Source organism: Aquabacterium lacunae, from assembly GCF_004310865.1.
GTDB classification, from domain to species: Bacteria; Pseudomonadota; Gammaproteobacteria; order Burkholderiales; family Burkholderiaceae_C; genus Aquabacterium; species Aquabacterium lacunae.
This window is the reverse complement of sequence record NZ_SIXI01000005.1, coordinates 243,538-261,697: the sequence shown is the minus strand read 5'-3', so window position 1 is coordinate 261,697 and position 18,160 is coordinate 243,538. Positions and strand designations below refer to the sequence as shown.

Annotated in this window: 13 protein-coding genes; 10 read left to right on the top strand and 3 right to left on the bottom strand. The window is 67.3% G+C overall.

The window, feature by feature from the left end; all coding sequences use genetic code 11:
* Positions 1-111: 111 nt before the first annotated feature.
* The 6 genes from EYS42_RS13290 (at position 112) to EYS42_RS13265 (ending at position 8,782) form a co-directional block, all read left to right on the top strand.
* Positions 112-1,380, top strand: coding sequence for a pectin acetylesterase-family hydrolase (locus EYS42_RS13290; protein WP_130968669.1), 1,269 nt, complete (start codon positions 112-114; stop codon positions 1,378-1,380).
* Between the two features lie 140 nt (positions 1,381-1,520).
* Positions 1,521-2,492: an HD-GYP domain-containing protein gene (locus tag EYS42_RS13285; RefSeq protein ID WP_165456775.1), complete on the top strand. Its 972-nt coding sequence runs from the start codon at positions 1,521-1,523 to the stop codon at positions 2,490-2,492.
* 147 nt (positions 2,493-2,639) lie between these two features.
* Positions 2,640-3,674, top strand: a complete 1,035-nt coding sequence (locus EYS42_RS13280) for a hypothetical protein (RefSeq protein WP_130968667.1) — start codon at positions 2,640-2,642, stop codon at positions 3,672-3,674.
* 52 nt (positions 3,675-3,726) lie between these two features.
* Positions 3,727-5,118: a hypothetical protein gene (locus EYS42_RS13275; protein WP_207301160.1), complete on the top strand. Its 1,392-nt coding sequence runs from the start codon at positions 3,727-3,729 to the stop codon at positions 5,116-5,118.
* A gap of 2 nt (positions 5,119-5,120) precedes the next feature.
* A complete protein-coding gene (locus tag EYS42_RS13270; protein ID WP_130968666.1) occupies positions 5,121-5,951 on the top strand; it encodes a hypothetical protein in 831 nt (276 codons plus the stop codon).
* A gap of 11 nt (positions 5,952-5,962) precedes the next feature.
* Entirely contained in the window at positions 5,963-8,782 is a 2,820-nt protein-coding gene (locus tag EYS42_RS13265; protein WP_130968665.1) for an ATP-binding protein, read from the top strand.
* Between the two features lie 99 nt (positions 8,783-8,881).
* Here EYS42_RS13265 and EYS42_RS13260 read toward each other — a convergent pair whose 3' ends face one another.
* Positions 8,882-10,738, bottom strand: coding sequence for a phosphoenolpyruvate carboxykinase (GTP) (locus tag EYS42_RS13260; protein ID WP_130968664.1), 1,857 nt, complete (start codon positions 10,736-10,738; stop codon positions 8,882-8,884).
* 354 nt (positions 10,739-11,092) lie between these two features.
* On the opposite strand from EYS42_RS13260, the gene EYS42_RS13255 reads away from it, so the two are divergent.
* From EYS42_RS13255 to EYS42_RS13245, 3 genes are read left to right on the top strand one after another with little or no spacing between them, the layout of a single operon-like run.
* On the top strand, positions 11,093-11,812 hold the full coding sequence (locus tag EYS42_RS13255) for a molybdate ABC transporter permease subunit (RefSeq protein WP_165456774.1): 720 nt from the start codon (positions 11,093-11,095) through the stop codon (positions 11,810-11,812).
* Positions 11,809-12,957 (top strand): ATP-binding cassette domain-containing protein, encoded by a 1,149-nt coding sequence (locus EYS42_RS13250; RefSeq protein ID WP_130968662.1) that lies wholly within the window; start codon positions 11,809-11,811, stop codon positions 12,955-12,957. The genes EYS42_RS13255 and EYS42_RS13250 overlap by 4 nt, the downstream gene beginning before the upstream one ends.
* 49 nt (positions 12,958-13,006) lie before the next feature.
* Positions 13,007-13,615 (top strand): MOSC domain-containing protein, encoded by a 609-nt coding sequence (locus EYS42_RS13245; RefSeq protein ID WP_130968661.1) that lies wholly within the window; start codon positions 13,007-13,009, stop codon positions 13,613-13,615.
* Between the two features lie 14 nt (positions 13,616-13,629).
* On the opposite strand, the gene EYS42_RS13240 is transcribed toward EYS42_RS13245, so the two are convergent.
* A complete protein-coding gene (locus EYS42_RS13240; protein ID WP_130968660.1) occupies positions 13,630-14,541 on the bottom strand; it encodes a 5'-nucleotidase in 912 nt (303 codons plus the stop codon).
* 53 nt (positions 14,542-14,594) lie between these two features.
* Positions 14,595-15,587 carry an AAA family ATPase gene (locus EYS42_RS13235; protein WP_130968759.1) on the bottom strand — a complete coding sequence of 331 codons (993 nt, stop codon included), beginning with the start codon at positions 15,585-15,587 and terminating at the stop codon, positions 14,595-14,597.
* 172 nt (positions 15,588-15,759) lie between these two features.
* On the opposite strand from EYS42_RS13235, the gene EYS42_RS13230 reads away from it, so the two are divergent.
* A complete protein-coding gene (locus tag EYS42_RS13230) occupies positions 15,760-18,153 on the top strand; it encodes a hybrid sensor histidine kinase/response regulator (RefSeq protein WP_130968659.1) in 2,394 nt (797 codons plus the stop codon).
* Positions 18,154-18,160 lie beyond the last annotated feature (7 nt).

The window sequence follows — 18,160 nt, the reverse complement described above, 5'->3', positions numbered from 1 at the left end:
GGTTCGGGGCGGTGCGACAAGCCCTGGAGGGGCAATCGCTCGAAAGCCCCAATTCAATAGCGATCGCTACCAAATGAAACTTGGGTGCATCTGACTGCACACGGAGTTCTCATGCAATCGCTGTCTTCCATGCTGCTGGGCGCTGGCCGCGGCGTCGCCCTCACGCTGCTGACCACCGTGGCCGCCCAGGCCGCCTACCTCAAGTGGGAGATGGTCGAGCTGCCCGCCAGCAGTGGCGCCTCCTGCGGCAACGGCACGCCTTACCGCTTTTTCGTGAACCGCACGCCCTTCACCAGCAAGACGGTGGTGATGTTCGAAGGTGGCGGCGCCTGCTGGGACCAGGCCGCGTGCAAGGGGGGCACCCTGCTGGATGCGGTCAACCCCGACGGCATCCCCACCAACTACATGACCGACTGGAACCGCCAGGCCCACCTGGGGCTGGTCACGCCGTTCACCACCCGCGTCAACCCGCTCACCAGCATCCAGACGCAAAGCTGGAACATGGTCTACCTGACCTACTGCACGGGTGATGTGCACACCGGCAACAAGGCCGCCGTGTACAACAACGTCGATGCGGCCAACCCTTTGACCTACCAGCACCGCGGCGCCGTCAATGCCGAGGCCGTGGCCAAGTGGATGGCGGCCAACCTGCCCAAGCCCGATCACCTGCTGCTGACGGGTTTCTCGGCCGGCGGCGTGGGTTCGGCGGCCAACTACCCGGTGTTCCGCAACACCATCCAGCCCAGGAAGATGGCGCTGCTGGCCGACTCGGGCCCGCTGTTCTCGGTGCCGCGCAATGCCACACCGCAACAGGCGCCCTCGGTGCTGCTGCACAACAAGATCCGTGACGTGTGGGGGCTCGATGGCGAGAATGGCCTGGTCACCCAATTGATCAAGCGCTACCCCGAAGCCGGCAGCGTGGACAACCTGGGCACCCTGTCGACCGGCCTGGGCAAGATCTACCCGCAAGACCGCATCGGCTACGCCGTGTTCCAGGAGGACACGAACTTCTCGGCCTTCAGCTACCAGAAGTTCTACCCCGAGATCGCCGGGGCCCCGACCAACGACGACCGCCTGAAGCTGCTCAATGTGAAATGGCGACAGGAGCTGGCCACCTGGCGCGACATGCTCGACACGCAGCCCAACGTGGGCTACTACGTGCCCAACGCACGGGACATCAATGGCTCGCACTGCCTGACCATCGTCACCTTCGGCGGCACCAGCATCGTCGAGAAAGGCCTGCGCTCGGTCGAGGTGTTCCTGAACAACCTGCTCGACGGCAAGGGCACACCGCTGCGCGCCTGGGAAGAAAAGCCCACCACACAGCGCGTGCTGCTGTCGGACATGTTCGCCGACTGGCTGGCGCAGTACGTGCCCTGAGGCACCGTCCATGCATGGCCTGAACGGCCATGCATTGTGCAAATGCACATCGCTGCGTGTGTGCCGTAGTTCCTGTCCTGCAGGCGGCGCCTGACGTACGCTGGCCCTTGCCAACACCTGTTGGTGACGCAGGAGGTTCCATGCCACGCCCGGATCTCATCGCCCCCGACTGCGCAGGCCCTGAGGCCTCCGAGTCGCTCGCACAAAGTTGCTGGCGGCACTGGCAGCAATTGCTCGACGGGCTCACCCCGGTGCTGATGCAGCCCCTTTCGCGCCTGGACACGCTGGACACCCTGCAGACCACGGCCGCAGCCGTCATGCACCTGGCCAGGCAGTCGCCGGACGTGGGCCTGTTCCATGTCGTGCACGCCCCGAGCGTCGAATTGCATCGCTACAGCGTGGCGCACGCCCTGCACACGGCCTTGCTGATGAGCCTGATCGCTCAGCGCAAGGAGTGGTCCCCGGCACTCGAGCGATCGGGGGTGCTGGCCGCACTGACCATGAACGTGTCGATCACGGCCTTGCAAAGTCAGCTGGCCTTGCACGACGGCCCCCTGGACGAGACGCAGCGCGAAGACATCCGACACCACCCCACCGAAAGCCGTTGGTGGCTCGAAGCACTGGGGGTGACCGACACCGACTGGCTCGATGCCGTGCAGCAGCACCACGAACAGCCCGATGGCACTGGTTACCCCCTGGGCCTGACCGGCACGCATGTGCTGGCCGATGCCCTGCGCACTTGCGATGTGCTGGGCGCCAAACTCAGCCCGCGCGGCAGCCGCCCCGGCCTGCTCTCACCCAGGGTGGCCAGCGAGATCTTCCAGCACCGCAGCGCAGGCTACTTCGGTGCCACCCTGATCCGCGAGCTGGGCCTGTACCCGCCGGGCTCGCTGGTGCAGCTGAACACGGGCGAGGTGGCCGTGGTGCTGCGCCGCACACGTGACCCCATGACCCCCGACGTGGTCCCCCTGTTCACCCGCGACGGACAGCCCCTGAGCACCTTGCAGCGCTGCGCCACCTCGCGGGCGCCTGGGCGTTGCATTGTCTCGGCCTGCGCAGACGCCACACTGCGCCAGCAGATTCCCTGCGAAACCCTGATGAGCCTTGTGTAACACCACTCGTAAACCCATCTGGTGAGGATGCTTCCCCTGGCATAGAGTCCACCGCTCAATGCCTCAGGGAGAACAACGATGCGCACCCGCCCAGATCTGACACGATGGGCCTGCTGGGCCGCTCTGTGTGGCCTGCCAACTTGGGCCATGGCACAAACCTCTTACCAGTACGTGGCACTGGTGCCCACGACATCGGCCTCTCCAGGGCTGTCGCGGGTTGAGGCAAGCCTGGGCTTGCATGTCAACCGCAGCGGCAAAGTGGCTGGCCTGGCCTTTGTCAAAAGCGGCGTGTACTTCAACTGGCGCGGGCTGAGGTACGACGCCACTTACAACGCCCTGCCAACCGTGTGGTCGCCCACAGGGCAGCCCACACCGCTGGAGCTGGGCACAGACAAGAAGACCTCCACTTACGCGGTGCACGGCATCAACAACGCCGGGCTCGTGGTGGGCGCGAGCCCCAACCCCAACACCGTGCCCACCCTGTGGAACGCATCGGGCAAAAGAACCGTGCTGGACCAACGCACCGGGCGGGCTCGCGCCATCAACGACAGCGGGGTGGTCGTGGGCTCGGTGGTCACCTCTGGTTCACTGGAGCTCAGCGCACTCCAGCGGGCCACCATGTGGCGCAACGGCGTGGCCACCGACCTGCACGCACAACTGAGCCTGGGCCCTGACCGGTCCTCGGTGGCACGATCGATCAACGCCAGTGGCGCCATCGCAATTCAGGTCGACGCAGACGCGCAATGCCATGTGCTCAGTCAAGGCGTGGCACAGCCACTGGCCACGCCACCAGGCCACCGTTGCCGCATCGTGCGCCTGGCCGACGATGGGCGGGTCTACGGCGACGTGATCGATGCACTGGGCTATCAGCACCCGACGGTCTGGACACAAGGACAGGCGCAACCCCTGCCCACCGAGCCGCCTCCCCCCGACGTGCCTGGGCCTCTGGCACTGATGAAGGCCGCGAACGCCAGCGGTGTCGCCGTCGGTTTTGACCAGAGCGGGCCCGTCGTCTGGCGCAACGGTGGGCAGAGCGCTTTCACCACCCCGGTGACCGGCTTGCCCCGGGACATCGGTTTGCCGATCGGCAGCATCGAGGCCATCAGCGACGACGGCAAACTGGTGGTCGGCCTGGGCCCTCGGGGGCTGGTGGGCTGGGGGTTGTTGCTGCCGCGGCCTTGAGCGCCGGGCCGCATGGCCGGGTCACGCCCAGCTTCCGGCACAATCTGCCCCCATGAATGAGGCCTTCACGCCCGCACGAAAACCGCCAGACAGTGCCGCGCTCGCCAGCGACGCGGCCGAAGCCGCCGAGCTGAGCCGCTTCGAGGCCTGCTTCCGTGACCCCGACGCCGCACCGGCCCATCCACGCGCCTGGGTGCTGGGCCAGCGCATGCCCCTGATCGACGCCCTGCGCGGCCTGTTCTCGGGCACGCAAGCCCTGGTGCAGTTCCGCCTGTGGTGCTTCCTGGGCCTGTGCGCCGTGCCGCAAGGCCGCCTCAGCCGCGACGAGCTGATGCAGGTCTTCCATGAAGTGCATCCCGAGCCACTGGAGGCCGTGCTGCGCCGCCTGCGCGACCTCGACCTGCTGCAATGGGACGCCAGCGAGCTGACCTACCAGCTCACGCCCCTGGCGCAGCAGGTGCAGGCCCTGCTGGCCCCGCTGAACAACGCCCCCACCGACGACGACGAAATGGGCGCGCTGCTGGCCCAGGTGGCCGGCGCGCAGCAGCTGGGCCTGGTCGATGCCGCCCACCTGCAGCACCTGCACGCGCAGCTGTCGCGCCTGCACGATGATTTCGCCGACGCCATCGCCAGTGGCTCGGAAACCCGCCTGCGCCTGGCCCAGCCCCGCTTCGAGCGCGCGCTGCAGCTGGTCGACAAGGCCGGTCAGGCCCTCACGGCCCTGATCCGCGCCGAACACGACGACCCGCGCCTGGAGCGCGCCGCCCGCTCGCTGGGGGCCGCCCAGGCCCGCCTGCTGGCCATGGCCAGCCAGTTCACCCGCGCCCTGCAGCAGGCCGATCGCCAACGCGTCACGCTGGGCAGCACCGGCCTGACCACCAGCGATGTGCGCCAGTGGCTGCAGAACCACGCCAGCCTCGACACCCTGATGGGCGAGGCCCTGAGCCTGCCTGTGCGTCCTGTGTTCGTCAGCCAGCACGACCTGGTCGACGTGGCCGAAGGCGAGTTCGAGCGAGACCGCCCCGACCCGCAGCGCAGCAGCGGCCTGCCGCCCGCCGCCGAAGCCGGCGACGGCACACTCGACGTGCTGCAGCTGCCGCCTGAACTGGGCGGCCTGATCGACCTGCTGGGCCAGTGGCAACGCACACCGCCGCCGCCCCTGCCCGACGGCAGCTCGGCACCGGAAGACGCCGAGGCCCACCCGCTGCACGAGGCCGTGCTGGGCGGGCGCTTTGCCCACGCCGCCTACCGCCTGCAACTGCTGCCCCTGCTGGGCGACGGCCAGGCCCGCACCCTCAAGGGCCAGACGGGTGACCTCGCCCGCATGCCCTGGCAGCTGCAGTTCAGCGCGCAGCACCTCGCGGTGGACGACCCCGACGTGCAACTCATCAGCCAAGGCCTGCTGCGCCCCGAACCCGGCGCCACAGCCCCCACCGAATCCTGAGCATGAGCCATTCCCTGGACGATGCGGCCCTGCTGGCCGCCGAACTGCTGGCCCGCCGCTGGCTGCCCCGCCAGCACCCCAAGGTCAAGCGCGCCCTGATCGACCACGAGCTGTGGCAAGCCACGCAAGAGCGGCTGGCCCAGGTCGGCCTGAAGCTGGTCGACAACCTCTACGCCGACCACGTGGCTGTGGCCCTGATGCGGCCGGCCGAAGGCGCCGTGTTCGGCGAAGCCGGCCTGAACAGCCACAACAACCTCGACCTGCCGCGCGACGCGGTGTCGCTGCTGGTGGTGCTGTGGGCCCTGATCGTGCTGCCCAAGCGCGAGCGGCAAGCGGCCCGCGCCAACAGCGCCAAAGACGGCCAGAACGACATGTTCGCCAGCGACCGCCCGCTGCCCACCGCCGCCAGCGTCAGCCCCCCGGTGAGCTACCGCGCCCTGCTGGCCGACTTCGGCGTGCAGCTGGGCAAGAAGACCCGCCTGGACACCAACCTCAAGCGCCTGGAGGCCCACGGATTCATCGTGCGCAAGGGCGAAGACATCGTCGAAGGCCCGCTGCTGGATCTGCTGCTCGACTACGACGCCCTGGCCCCGCGTGTGCTGCAAGGCACCCTGGCCGACGTGTTACGCCAGGCGCGCAACCTCGCCCCCCAGCTGCCCGAAGTGATGGACGACGACGCCTACGACGCCACGGTGGCTACCCTGGGTGGTGGGCCCACAGCGAGTGTCGCCCCTGACACCGATGCCGATGCCGATGCCGATGCCGATGCCGATGCTGCCGCAAACACCCCTGCAGCGCCCGACGACGCCACCGCCGACCAAGACCCTGCCTGAGCCCCACCCGCATGTTTCACCTGCAAAGCCTTGAACTGCTGCACTGGGACTACTGCCAGCGCCTGACCCTGCCGCTGGACGGCGCCATCATCACCGTGGCCGGCCCCAACGGCTCGGGCAAGACCACCCTGCTGGACGCCATGCGCACCCTGCTGGGCCTGGACTGCTCGGGCGGCCGCAACTACAAGACCTACGCCCGCCACGCCAACGCCGACAGCGCCTGGCTGCGCGCCACGGTCGACAACCGCCCCCGCACCCGCCAGGCGTCGAACCGGCCCTTCGCCCGCAGCCTGCTCTACAGCGACACCGTCACGCTGGCCTGCCGCATCGACCGCAACGGCGGCGACTGGGTGCGCCGCTACCTCATGCTCGAAGGCGACGTGTCCATCGAAACGATGGTCGAAAAGCACGAGAAAGACTGGATGGGCGTGGACAACTGGCGCAAGCGCCTCGAAGGCGCCGGCCTGAGCCGCGCCATCGCCCGCGTGCTGGCGCTGGAACAGGGCCAGACCGACCGACTGTGCGAATACAGCCCCAAGGAGCTGCTGCGCCTGGTCTTCGACGTGTTCGGTGACCAGGAGGTGCTCGACCGCTACGAAGAGGCCCGCAACCACCAGAAGCAACTACTGCAGGAAGTGGAAGCCGCCGAGCGCGAGCTCTCGCACGGCAAGGCGCAGCGCGCCGAACTCGAATCGCGCGTGAACCTGTACCAGCAGTACCAGCTGAAGCTGGCCGAGCGCGAAACCCTGGCCACCGAGGCCCTGCCCGTGCTGACCTGGGTGGAAGAGCGCAAGCAGGTGGCCAAACAACTGCGTGAGCTGCATGCCCAGCGCCTGCAGGCCGCCGAAGACCACCGCCGCCTGGCCGACCTGAAAGCCGAATCCCTGGCCGCCTTCCAGGCCCAGGGTGCGGCCGCCACCCGTGTGGAAGAGCTGGAAGTGGCCGTGCGCCAGGCCCGCCGCCAGCAAGACGAGGCCCGCGAGGCCGAACGCCCGGTCGAAGCCCTGTGCAAGCACGCCGACGAGCTGGAAAAGCTCGCCCACGTGGAAGGCGACACCGAACAGCTGGGCACCCTGCTGAAAGAACTGGGCGAACAAGAGCAGGCCTTGCAGGCCCGCTGGCAGCGCCTGAGCGACCAGCGCCTGGACGCGCAGCGCGCCCGCGACGGCCTCAAAGGCCAACACCAGGCCCCGCCCCCGCCGGATGTGACCGGCTTCACCCGCGTGCTGAAAGAAGCGGGCATTGCGCACCACCTGCTGGCCGATGTCATCGAGATCATCGACGAGAAGTGGCGCGCCGCCGCCGAAGGCGTGCTGCGCGGCAGCCGCTGGGTGGTGGTGCTGGACAAGGCCTCTGACGAAGGCCGCGCCATGGCCCTGGCCGAGCGCGAGCGTTACCGCCACTACGTGGTGGCCGACGCCGAACACGCGCCCGCCAAACCCGAAGACGGCACGCTGCTGAGCAAGCTGCGCTGGTCGGCCAAGGCCCCTCGCTGGCTGCTGCGCCAGCTGGCGCAGATCGCATGCGTGGCAGACACCGACGCCGGCGTGAAGCAAGGCGGCGAATGGATCACGCCCGAGGCCTACCACCGCGATGGCCGAGGCGGCCGCAGCGTGTGGGTCGACCCCGGCCAGCACCAGTTCGGCGCCGCCGCCGTGGCCGCACGCCGCGCCTCGATCGACGCCCGCCTGGCCAGCCTCGATGAACAGCTCACGGCCGTGGCCCGCGAACAGGAAGTGGTGCAGCGTCAGCTCAAGCAGGCCCGCCAGGCCGCCAAGGGCCACACCGCCGCGCAAGAGCTGGCCGAGCGCCAGGCCGAATTCAGCCAGGCCCGCGCCACCCTGCCCGGTTTGCGCCAGGCCCGCGTCGATGCCGGCACCCGCTGGCAGCAACTCGAAAGCGACCACAAAGCCGCCATCGTGGGCAAGGCCAATGCCGAGCACGCCTACCGCCAGGCCCAGGAACGCCTGGCCCACATCGAGCAGCGCCAGCAAGTGCATGGCCAGAGCTGGGGCGAACGCTTCACCGCCGTGCAGGCCCTGGCCCAGCCCCTGCAACAGCAGAAGGCGCACTTCCCGGCGCGCTGGCGCCAGGCCGAGCACCTGCAGGCCCTGACCAAGCGCTATGGCAACGGCACGCAGGCCCGCCTGCGCCTGGAAGCCATCGAGCAGGAACTGGCCACCGGCCACTGGGAAACCGACGCCACTGTGCAGGAACAGCTCACCCTCATGACCGCCCACGTGGTGCGCCAGGAAGACGAGCTGAACCAGCGCAAGGTCAGCAACGCACAGGCGGCCATTGCAGTCGACAACGCCCGCGAGCGCTACACCGACGTGCTGCGCGTGACCGTGCGCCGCTACCGCAAGAACATCGTCGAGCTGGGCCAGCTGGCCGGCGTGGAGGTCAGCGCCGAGTTGCCCAACCTCGATGGCGACGACGCCCACCTGCGCCAGGCCGAACTGCGCGTGAACTTCAACTTCGACGGCAAGGGCAGCATCGGCCTGAACGACGGCGAAGCCTCGGGCGGCCAGCAGGTGATCAAGTCATTGATCCTGCTGGTAGGCCTGATGAAAGACGAAGAATCGACCACCGGCGGCTTCGTGTTCATCGACGAACCCTTCGCCCACCTCGACGTGCGCAACATCCAGCTGGTGGGCCACTTCCTGCGCAGCACCCGCGCGCAGTACGTGCTGACCACACCCATCACGCACAACGTGGAGGTGTTCGAGCCGGCCGACATCACCCTGGTCACCTCCAAGAAACTCAAGGGCTCGCGCTGGGCACCGCCCATCGGGGTGCTGCAGCGCCGGCCGGTGGAGTCGGGGTACTGAGCCTCGGTTCACACGCCCAGAAAAAAGCCCCGCACTGCGGGGCTTTTGTTCGAGCGCCTGGGGCCACAGCCCCGGGGCGCATCAGCAGGCTCAGGCGCCTCAGGCAGCCAGACGCTGTTCCAGCTTGGCCTTGGTGGCGGGCATGGCGGCCGGCAGGTTGTGCGACAGCTGGGTGAACAGCTCGTCGTGAAGCTTCAGTTCTTGCTGCCAGGCGGCGGTGTCGATGCCGATCACCGACTGGAACTGCTCCTTGGTGAAGTTCAGGCCGTTCCAGTTGATGTCTTCATAGGTGGGGCTCACGCCAAAGGCGTTTTCCACACCACCGGCCTTGCCTTCCAGGCGGCCCAGCATCCATTCCAGCACGCGCATGTTTTCGCTGTAGCCAGGCCACACGAACTTGCCGTCAGCGCCCTTGCGGAACCAGTTCACGCAGTAGATCTGGGGCAGCTTGGCGCCCGAGGCCTGCAGCTTGGCGCCCAGGTCCAGCCAGTGCTGGAAGTAGTCGCTCATGTTGTAGCCCATGAAGGGCAGCATGGCGAACGGGTCACGGCGCACCACACCTTGCTGGCCGAAGGCAGCAGCGGTGGTTTCCGAACCCATGGTGGCGGCCATGTACACGCCTTCGGTCCAGTCGCGGGCTTCGGTCACCAGGGGCACGGTGGTCGAGCGGCGGCCGCCGAAGATGAAGGCATCGATGGGCACACCAGCGGGGTTGTCCCACTCGGGGTCCAGCACCGGGTTGTTGGTGGCGGCCACGGTGAAGCGGGCGTTCGGGTGGGCGGCCTTGACGCCCTTTTCCTTGGCGATGGCCGGGGTCCAGTCGTTGCCCTGCCAGTCGATCAGGTGAGCCGGGGCCTCGTCGGTCATCGATTCCCACCACACGTCGCCGTCGTCGGTCAGGGCCACGTTGGTGAAGATGACGTCGCGGTTCAGCGACTCCATGCAGTTGTAGTTGGTCAGCGTGTTGGTGCCAGGGGCCACGCCGAAGTAACCGGCTTCGGGGTTGATGGCGTACAGCTTGCCGTCTTGTCCGGGCTTGATCCAGGCGATGTCGTCACCGATGGTGGTGACCTTCCAGCCGTTGTAGCCCTCGGGCGGGATCAGCATGGAGAAGTTGGTCTTGCCGCAGGCCGAGGGGAAGGCGGCTGCCACGTGGTACTTCTTGCCTTCGGGGTTGGTCACGCCCAGCAGCAGCATGTGCTCGGCCAGCCAGCCCTGGTCACGACCCATGGTCGAAGCGATGCGCAGCGCGAAGCACTTCTTGCCCAGCAGCGCGTTGCCGCCGTAGCCCGAACCGTACGACCAGATTTCGCGGGTGGCGGGGTAGTGGACGATGTACTTGGTGTCGGGGTTGCAAGGCCAGGCGGTGTCCTTCTGGCCGGCTTCCAGCGGGGCGCCCACGGTGTGCACACACGGCACGAACTCGCCGTCGGTGCCCAGCACATCGATCACGCCCTTGCCCATGCGGGTCATGAGCTTCATGTTGACGGCCACGTAAGCCGAGTCAGACAGCTCGACGCCGATGTGGGCGATGTTCGAACCCAGAGGGCCCATCGAGAACGGCACCACGTACAGGGTGCGGCCCTTCATGGCGCCCTTGAACAGCGCTTGCTCGCCGGTTTGCAGCTTGGCGCGCATTTCGGCGGGGTCACACCAGTTGTTGGTGGGGCCGGCGTCTTCCTTGCGGTCGGAGCAGATGTAGGTGCGGTCTTCCACGCGGGCCACGTCGGACGGGTGAGTCCAGGCCAGGTAGCTGTTGGGGCGCAGCTCGGGGTTCAGCTTCTTGAACGAACCGGCTTCGACCAGCTGTGCGCACAGGCGGTCGTATTCTTCGGTGGTGCCGTCGCACCAGTAGATGTCCTTGGGTTGCAGCAGCGCGGCCATTTCGGCCACCCAGGCGATCAGTTTCGTGTTCTTGACGTAAGCAGGTGCGTTCACCTGTGCGGCGGTGGTCATGACGAAAGCTCCAAAAGTTGAAATCAGGTCTCGACAACACACTGCAATCCCCGGCACGCCAACGCGCCGGACGCTGAATGCGCTCTCGAGACCCAGCTCTCTGGAACCTGCCTCCAGACAGCCTCACTGGCCTCCTCGCCTGATTTGAGCGAAGCCCTCTAGTTTAGTTCATGCGGGATTTCCTGCAATGCCCCCTGTTTCGCGGGGGCGGTACATTGCGGCGGTACTTCGTGTGAGATGTGTCACAGACCGGCGCCACCGCCCCGCATCCCGGGGGATGAAACGCCTGGGCCACGGTGCCCGGACCACCAGATCGCCGCACAATCCACCGGCATCCAGAAAGGAGAACAGGGCATGTCGGACATCGAATGGGCGGCGGTGGGCTTCAGTGCCCGCATTGCGGCCTTGACCGTGCTGCTCTGCCTGCCTGCCTCGGTGGCCCTGGCCTCATGGTCGGGCGGCCGCCGTACGCGAGGCAGGTGGCTGATCGACGCATGCATCATGCTGCCGCTGTGCCTGTCACCGGCACTGCTGAGCGCCCTGATGCTGCCCTTGATCCCCCGTGTGCAAGACAGCGCCTTGGGCACCTGGCTGCACAGCCTGGGTTTCGGCATTCAAGGTTTGCCGGAGGGGCTTGTGGTGGCTTCCAGTCTGTTTGTCATGCCCTTGATGGTTCGGCTGATGCGCCCGGCTTTCGAGGTGGTCGACACCCGCCGCGTCATGACGGCTCGCACGCTGGGCGCGTCTCGTTGGGATGCCTGGTGGAACGTGACGATGGCCCAAGCGCGCCCGGCGGTGCTGTCAGCCGCCGTGCTGGGCTTTGCCGTGGCCTGGGGCGAGGGCAGCGCGGCCCTGGTGCTGGCGGCATCGCTGGGCCCACACGCCGTGCAAGATGCCACAGTGGCGATGCTGCTGGCGCAACCAACCGCATCACCTGACAGCGCCAGACTGATCCAGCCCTTGGGCTGGGTGGGGCTGGGCCTGGCGGCCGTCACGGCACTCGTTTCCGAGGGCCTGCACCAGGTTTGGCGAAGGCGAGCGCTGCCTGAAGGCGCGCGAGGGGGCGTGGCATGAAGAAAACGCTGGCTGCCCTCAATGTCGAACTGCGTCTGCAACAGCCCGGACTGGACATCCAGGCACAGTTCCGAGTCGCCCCAGGACACGTCTGCGCCTTGATGGGGCGGCCCGGGGCGGGCAAGACCGCCGTGCTGCAGGCGCTGGTGGGCCTGCTTCCAGCCCAAGGGGGACGCATCGCGCTGGGCAGCGACGTGCTGTACGACAAAACGCAAGGCATCAACCTGCCGGCTCAGGCGCGTCGGATCGGCTGGGTCGATGGCGAGGGCTTGCTGTTCATGCACCTGTCCGTGCTGGACAACCTGCGATTCGGCTGGACCCGGGGCCAACGCACACCCCGAACATCTGGCGACGCGTTGAACCAGACCATCGATTGGCTGGGCCTGCGTCCCCTGCTGCACATGCGCCCCCAACTGCTCAGCCCTCTGCAACGACAAAAAGTGGCCCTGGGCAGAGCCCTGCTGGCAGAACCGCAGGCCCTGGTGATCTTTCAACCCCTGAAAGATGTGCCTGACCATGAACACGGCGAACTGCTGGAGGCCCTGGCCGAAACCCGACGCAGGTGTCGCATCCCGATGGTGCTGGTGCCCGACCAACTGGATGACGTGGTTCGGCTGGCTGACGAGGTGGTGATCCTGCACGAGGGACGTGTGGCCAGCGCGGGCAGCGTGAGCCAGATCCTGTCGGACGTCTCTCTGGCCACTTTCCTGGACGGCACCCAGGCAGGCTTCGTGCTGGAAGGCAAGGTCAAGCACCATGACATCGATTGGCTGCTCACCGATGTGATGGTGGCCGGGCAAACCGTGACCGTGCCTGCGGTGATGGCCTCGGAAGGCAGCCCGGTGCGGCTCAAGCTGCGCGCACGCGACCTGCATCTGCACCTGACCCCAGCATCGCAGCAGGGCGAAAACTGCCTGAAGGGCCGGATCACCCAGGTGATGCTTGCAGGCGAACATGGCTCGTACGGTGCCGTTGTGGTGGAATTGCAGCATTACGTGGACGCCTTGTCGCATTTGCCCGGACAACCCGAGGTGGTGTGGGCGCTGCTGACGCGCCGCAGCATCCAGCAGATGAAGCTGGCGCCCGGCATGGACTGCCACGTGAGCTTCAAGGCCATGGCCGTGACCGCCATGGCGCGTCACTGAACAAGGCCTCTTGACGCGTGTGTTTGACCCGCCCATCTCACCCCACCACATGACCCCCACTCGCCAGATTGTCTCCCTCCAGGTGGGCCAGCCCCGGCCGTTGCAGATCGAGGGGCGCACCATCCTGTCGGCCATTGGCAAGCAACCGGTGGGCTCCCTGGCCAGCCCCGAGCGCGTGGCCGTGGGCATGATGGGGCTGCAGGGCGACGACCAGGTCGACACCAGCGTGCACGGCGGTCTGGCCAAGGCCATCTATGCCTACCCGCAGGCGCACTACGCGTTCTGGCAGACGGTGCGTGCGCAGGCCGGCGTGAGCGCATGGGACACCCCCCTGCCCTTCGGGCTGCCCGGCGAGAACCTGACCCTGTCGGGCGTGTCGGAGGCCGATGTGTGGGTGGGCGATGTGCTGCAGTTCCCTGACTGCACACTGGCCGTGAGCGAACCCCGCAAGCCTTGCTACAAATTCGCCCACGTGATGGGCTTTGCACAAGCCGTCAAGCTGATGGCCCAGTCGGGCTACTGCGGCTTTTACCTGAGCGTGCGCACGCCGGGCACCCTCGCTGCGGGCGACAGCTTCGAGCTGATCCCCGGCCCACGCGAGGTGAACATCCGCGAACTGTTCGCCGTCAAGATGAAGAGCAAGGCCTACCGCGACTGACCGGTGGGGCGCCTTCAGCGGTGGTTGGTCACGCCGGCCGCCACGTGGCCGGAAGGCACATGGGGCGCAGCATTTTCGACATGACCCGTCTGGTCGTCGAAAAAGAAATCGGGCTCGAACGCCTTCAGGAACGTGCCCTTGGGCAAGCCGCCCAGGAACATGGCCTCGTCCACCTCGATGTCCCACTGCATCAGGGTGCGGATGGCCCGCTCGTGCGCGGGTGCGCTGCGGGCCGTCACCAGGGCCGTGCGCACGCGCATCTGCCCTTCGGTGGCGGCCAGGCCATCGTGCTGCAGGGTGTGCAGGGCCTGCAGCAAGGGCTTGAAGGGCCCATCAGGCAGGGGCGTGTCGGCCTGGGCCACTTCGTGTTCGTGGAAGGCATCGAGCCCGCCTTGCTGAAACACCCGCTCGGCCTCGTCTGAAAACAGCACGGCGTCGCCGTCAAAGGCAATGCGCACCTCCAGTGGGTGGGCGTCACCCGCCCGCGCAGCATGGGGCAGCACCCGCGCAGCCGGCACGCCGGCCTGCAAGGCCGCCCGCACATCGGCTTCGTTGGCCGACAGGAACAGATTGGCACCCAACGGTGCCAGGTAGGTCCAGGGGCTGCGGCCGCGGGTGAACACACCGCGGTCGATGGCCAGGCCATGGTGCTGGGCCGAGCGGAACACGCGCATGCCCGAGACCGGGTCGTTGCGCGACACGATCACCACCTCCACCCGGGGCCGGTCAGGCTGGTTGAAGGCCAGGAGCTTGCGCACCAGTGAAAACGCGACGCCCGGCCGTGCGGGCGTGTCCAGCCGGTCCAGCTGCAGTTGCATGTAGGCGCGGTCGTTTTCCCCTTCGAAGAACTGGTTTTCTTCTTCGAAGTCGAACAGGGCACGCGACGAGATGGCGACCACCAGTCGCCCTTCCAGGGTGGCAGGCATGGTGTGATGGTAGCGCGGTGCCATCGCCCGCACCGCACCATCGGTTCAAGCCCTCACATCGACGGCATGAAGCCCATGGGTGCTCGGCGTGGCCCACCGTCGGGCAGGTCTGCCACTTCCAGCGCGTCACGCCCGGCCAGCTTGGCGTTGCCGAAGGCCGTCATCAGGGCGCGGCGCATTTCGCGCGGGGCCATCAGGCCCATGGCTGCCAGCACGTCTTCCGACAACTCGGGCTCGAAGCGCTGACCCCAGGCATGGTCGGCGCGGATGCTGCGGTACAGCTTGGCCGCGATCTTGCGCGAAGCCTCTTCGTCGGGCATCTCGATCTGGAACACGTTGACGCGGTTCAGTATCGGGTCGGGGATCTGGCGCGCGTCATTGGCCGTGGCCACCCAGATCACCTGCGAGGCATCGATCGGGACCTCGGCAAACTCGTCGATGAAGTGGTGCGAGGTGTCGTGCTCCAGCAGGCTGTACAGCGAGCCCAGCGGGTCGTAGGCATGCTCGCCACCGGCCTTGTCGATCTCGTCGATCACCATCACGGGGTTGGCGTAGGAGCCATCGACCAGGGTCTCGAACACCTTGCCAGGCTTGGCGCCTTTCCACTGGCTGGACGCACCCGACAGCACCCAGCCAGCGGTCAGCGAACTCATCGAAATGAAGCCCATGCCAGTGCCCAGCAGCTGGGCCATCTCGCGTGCGAAGTGGGTCTTGCCCACCCCTGGCGGTCCCAGCAGCAACATGGGCGTGATCTCCAGGGCGTCATGGCTGTCGCTGCACAGGGCCAGCTGGCGCTTGAGGTCGTCGAGCACTTCGTGGAAGTTGGGCAACTCGTCGTACAGGTGGCTCATGGCCGGCAGGCCCGAAGGTTTCACCTGAAAGCGGTCGGAGCCCTTTTCCAGCATGCGCTCGTAGGTGGCCCTCAAGGCTTCGTGCTCACGCGGGGGCAGCTTGCCCAGCCGCTTTTCCACCTCGTCGAGGCGGTACACATGGCGCATGTGCGCGATCGGGATGCGGCCGCGGTTCGCGCCGCCATCGAGGGTCATCAGTTCACCACCGCTGTTGCCAGGCTGACTCATCGCACACCTCCAACAGGCCCCGGCTCAAACGTGGGGCCAGTCCCTTCAGATTGCAACAAAATGGCAAGGCTTTCAGCCCTCGAACAAGGGGGGCAAATGTGCACTGTTCACGCAGCCGGCCCCCGACAATCCCTGACACATGACCGCGAACATTGCCTCCCCCCCGACCGCCAAGGCCACGATGTCGCCTGTCGTGAAGGACTGGCTGATCCGCCTGTGGATGCTGCTGTGCTTCGCGCTGGTGCTGTCGGCTGGGTGGGCCATGGACGCGCTCAGCCCGAACGCCAGTTCGGCCCCCGACGTGCACTGGGGCGAGGTGCGCTTCAACTGGATGAGCCCCACGCTGCCTGACCCGCAGCCGCTGGAGCAGGTGGTCACCCTGCCCGACGCCTGGAGCGCGCGCGACCTGCCCAGCAACGGCATGGGCCGCTACCGCATCAGCTTCGACCTGTTGCCCATCGGGCCCCTGTCGAAAGAGGCCCCCTGGGTGCTGCGCATTGACCACCTGTGTTCCCAGCATCGCGTCGTGCTCAACGAAGAAGTGCTGGCCAACACCTTCCCCGACGAACACATGCGCGGCAGCATGATGCCGACGCTGTTCAGCGTCCCGGCACGGCTGCTCAAGCCTGGCCAGAACGAGCTGGTGCTGGAGGTGTCCTGCAGCATCCAGGGCGGACTGACCCCGCTGGCGCTGGCCCCGCAACGCGACATCCAGCCAGCCTTCGAGCAACGCCACCTCTGGACCGTGTCGGTGCCTTTGGCCCTGAACGTGGTGGGCCTGTCATTCGGCCTGTTCCTGCTGCTGCTGTGGTGGCGAGACGGCAACACCACGGTCGGCCTGCTGGGCATCGTCACCGTGGTCGGCTGCGTGCGCAACGGCACCTACTTCATGCCCGACCTGGTGCGCTTTCCCTCGCTGATGAGCTGGCTGCACTTTTCAGCCCACACCATGATGTGCGGGGTGTTCGGCCTGTTTGCGCTGTCGTTCACGCGTGAGCGTCTGGCCTGGTTCCGCCGCGCCATGCTGGCACTGCTGGTGGGCTTCCCGCTGGTCGGCATGGCGGCTTTGCCACTCGACCCACAGCTCACCATGGTGCGCGGCGTGGGGCAGGCCCTGCTGCTGTTCACCTTGCTGCCCAGCTTCTGGCTGCTGTTCCGCGCCAGCCGAAATTGGCGCATGACCTCGACCATGGCCTTCGCCCTGGGCGCTCTGATCGTGACCGTGGCTGCAGCCCGTGATTACCTGGTTGTGCGCGTGCTGGGCGACCCTTCCGCCACTTACTGGATGGCCGTGTGCTTCCCGCTGTCGCTGCCTGGGTTGTACCTGGTCATGACCGAGCGCTACACCCGCACCCTGGTCGACGTGGAACGTGCCAACGCCGTGCTCGAGCGCAAGGTGCAGGAGCGCACCGCCGAACTCGAGGCAGCCAATGCGGCCAAAACACACTTCCTGGCCGCGGCCAGCCACGACCTGCGCCAGCCCATGGTGGCCATCGGCCTGATTTCGGGCCTGCTGCGCGAACGCATGCAGTCGCCCGAACTGGTGAACCTGACCAGTCGCCTGACCGATGCGGTCGACGCCATGGAAAACCTGCTGAGTCGCCTGCTCGACCTGTCGCGGCTGGAGGCTGGTGCGGTCGACATTCACCCACAGCGGGTGAGCCTGCAGGCCCTGTTCGACGCCATCGCCGCCCATGAGTGCGACTCGGCGCGGGCCAAGGGCCTGGAGATCACGCTGCGCGCCAACCACGCCGCCGTGTGGTGTGACCCCATGCTGCTGGAACAGGTGCTGCGCAACCTGGTGGGCAATGCCGTGCGCTACACCCGCGAAGGCCGCGTGCTGGTGTCGGCGCGCCGGCGCGGTCGCCACTGGCTGGTGCAGGTGTGGGACACCGGCATCGGCATCGCCGACATCGACCAGCGCCGCATCTTCGAAGACTTCGTGCAACTGCACAACCCGGCGCGCAACTCGCACGGCGGCCTGGGTCTGGGCCTCGGGCTGGTGCAGCGCGCGGCCCGCCTGCTGGGCAGCGAGGTGAAAGTGCGCTCCATCCCGGGCAAGGGCTCATGCTTCAGCATCCTGCTGCCTGTGGCGGGCCAGCCTCGCCAGAACCTGCTGACCGACGCGCGCACTCCGCTGCCCGACACCGACACCCCGCTGCAAGGCCACCATGTGCTGCTGCTGGAAGACGACGAAGGTGTGCGCCTGGCCCTGGAGCGGCGCCTGCTCGACTGGGGCGCCCGGGTGACCTGCCTGAGCTCGCTGGGCGACCTGCGCACCTGCCTGACCCGCGACAGCCATGACGAGGCCAACCGCCCCGATGTGCTGCTGACCGACCTCAGCCTGGGCGATGGCCATGGGCTGCAGGCCAAGGCCGAAGCACTGGCCGTGTGGCCGACGGTGCGCACCGTGATCATCACCGGGGACACGGCCCCGACCCAGCTGCAACTGTTGGCCGACTGTGGCTCGCCCGTGTTGCACAAGCCCTTCAAGCCCAAAGACCTGCTGCGCGCGCTGTTGACGATCCGCTGAGGGGGCG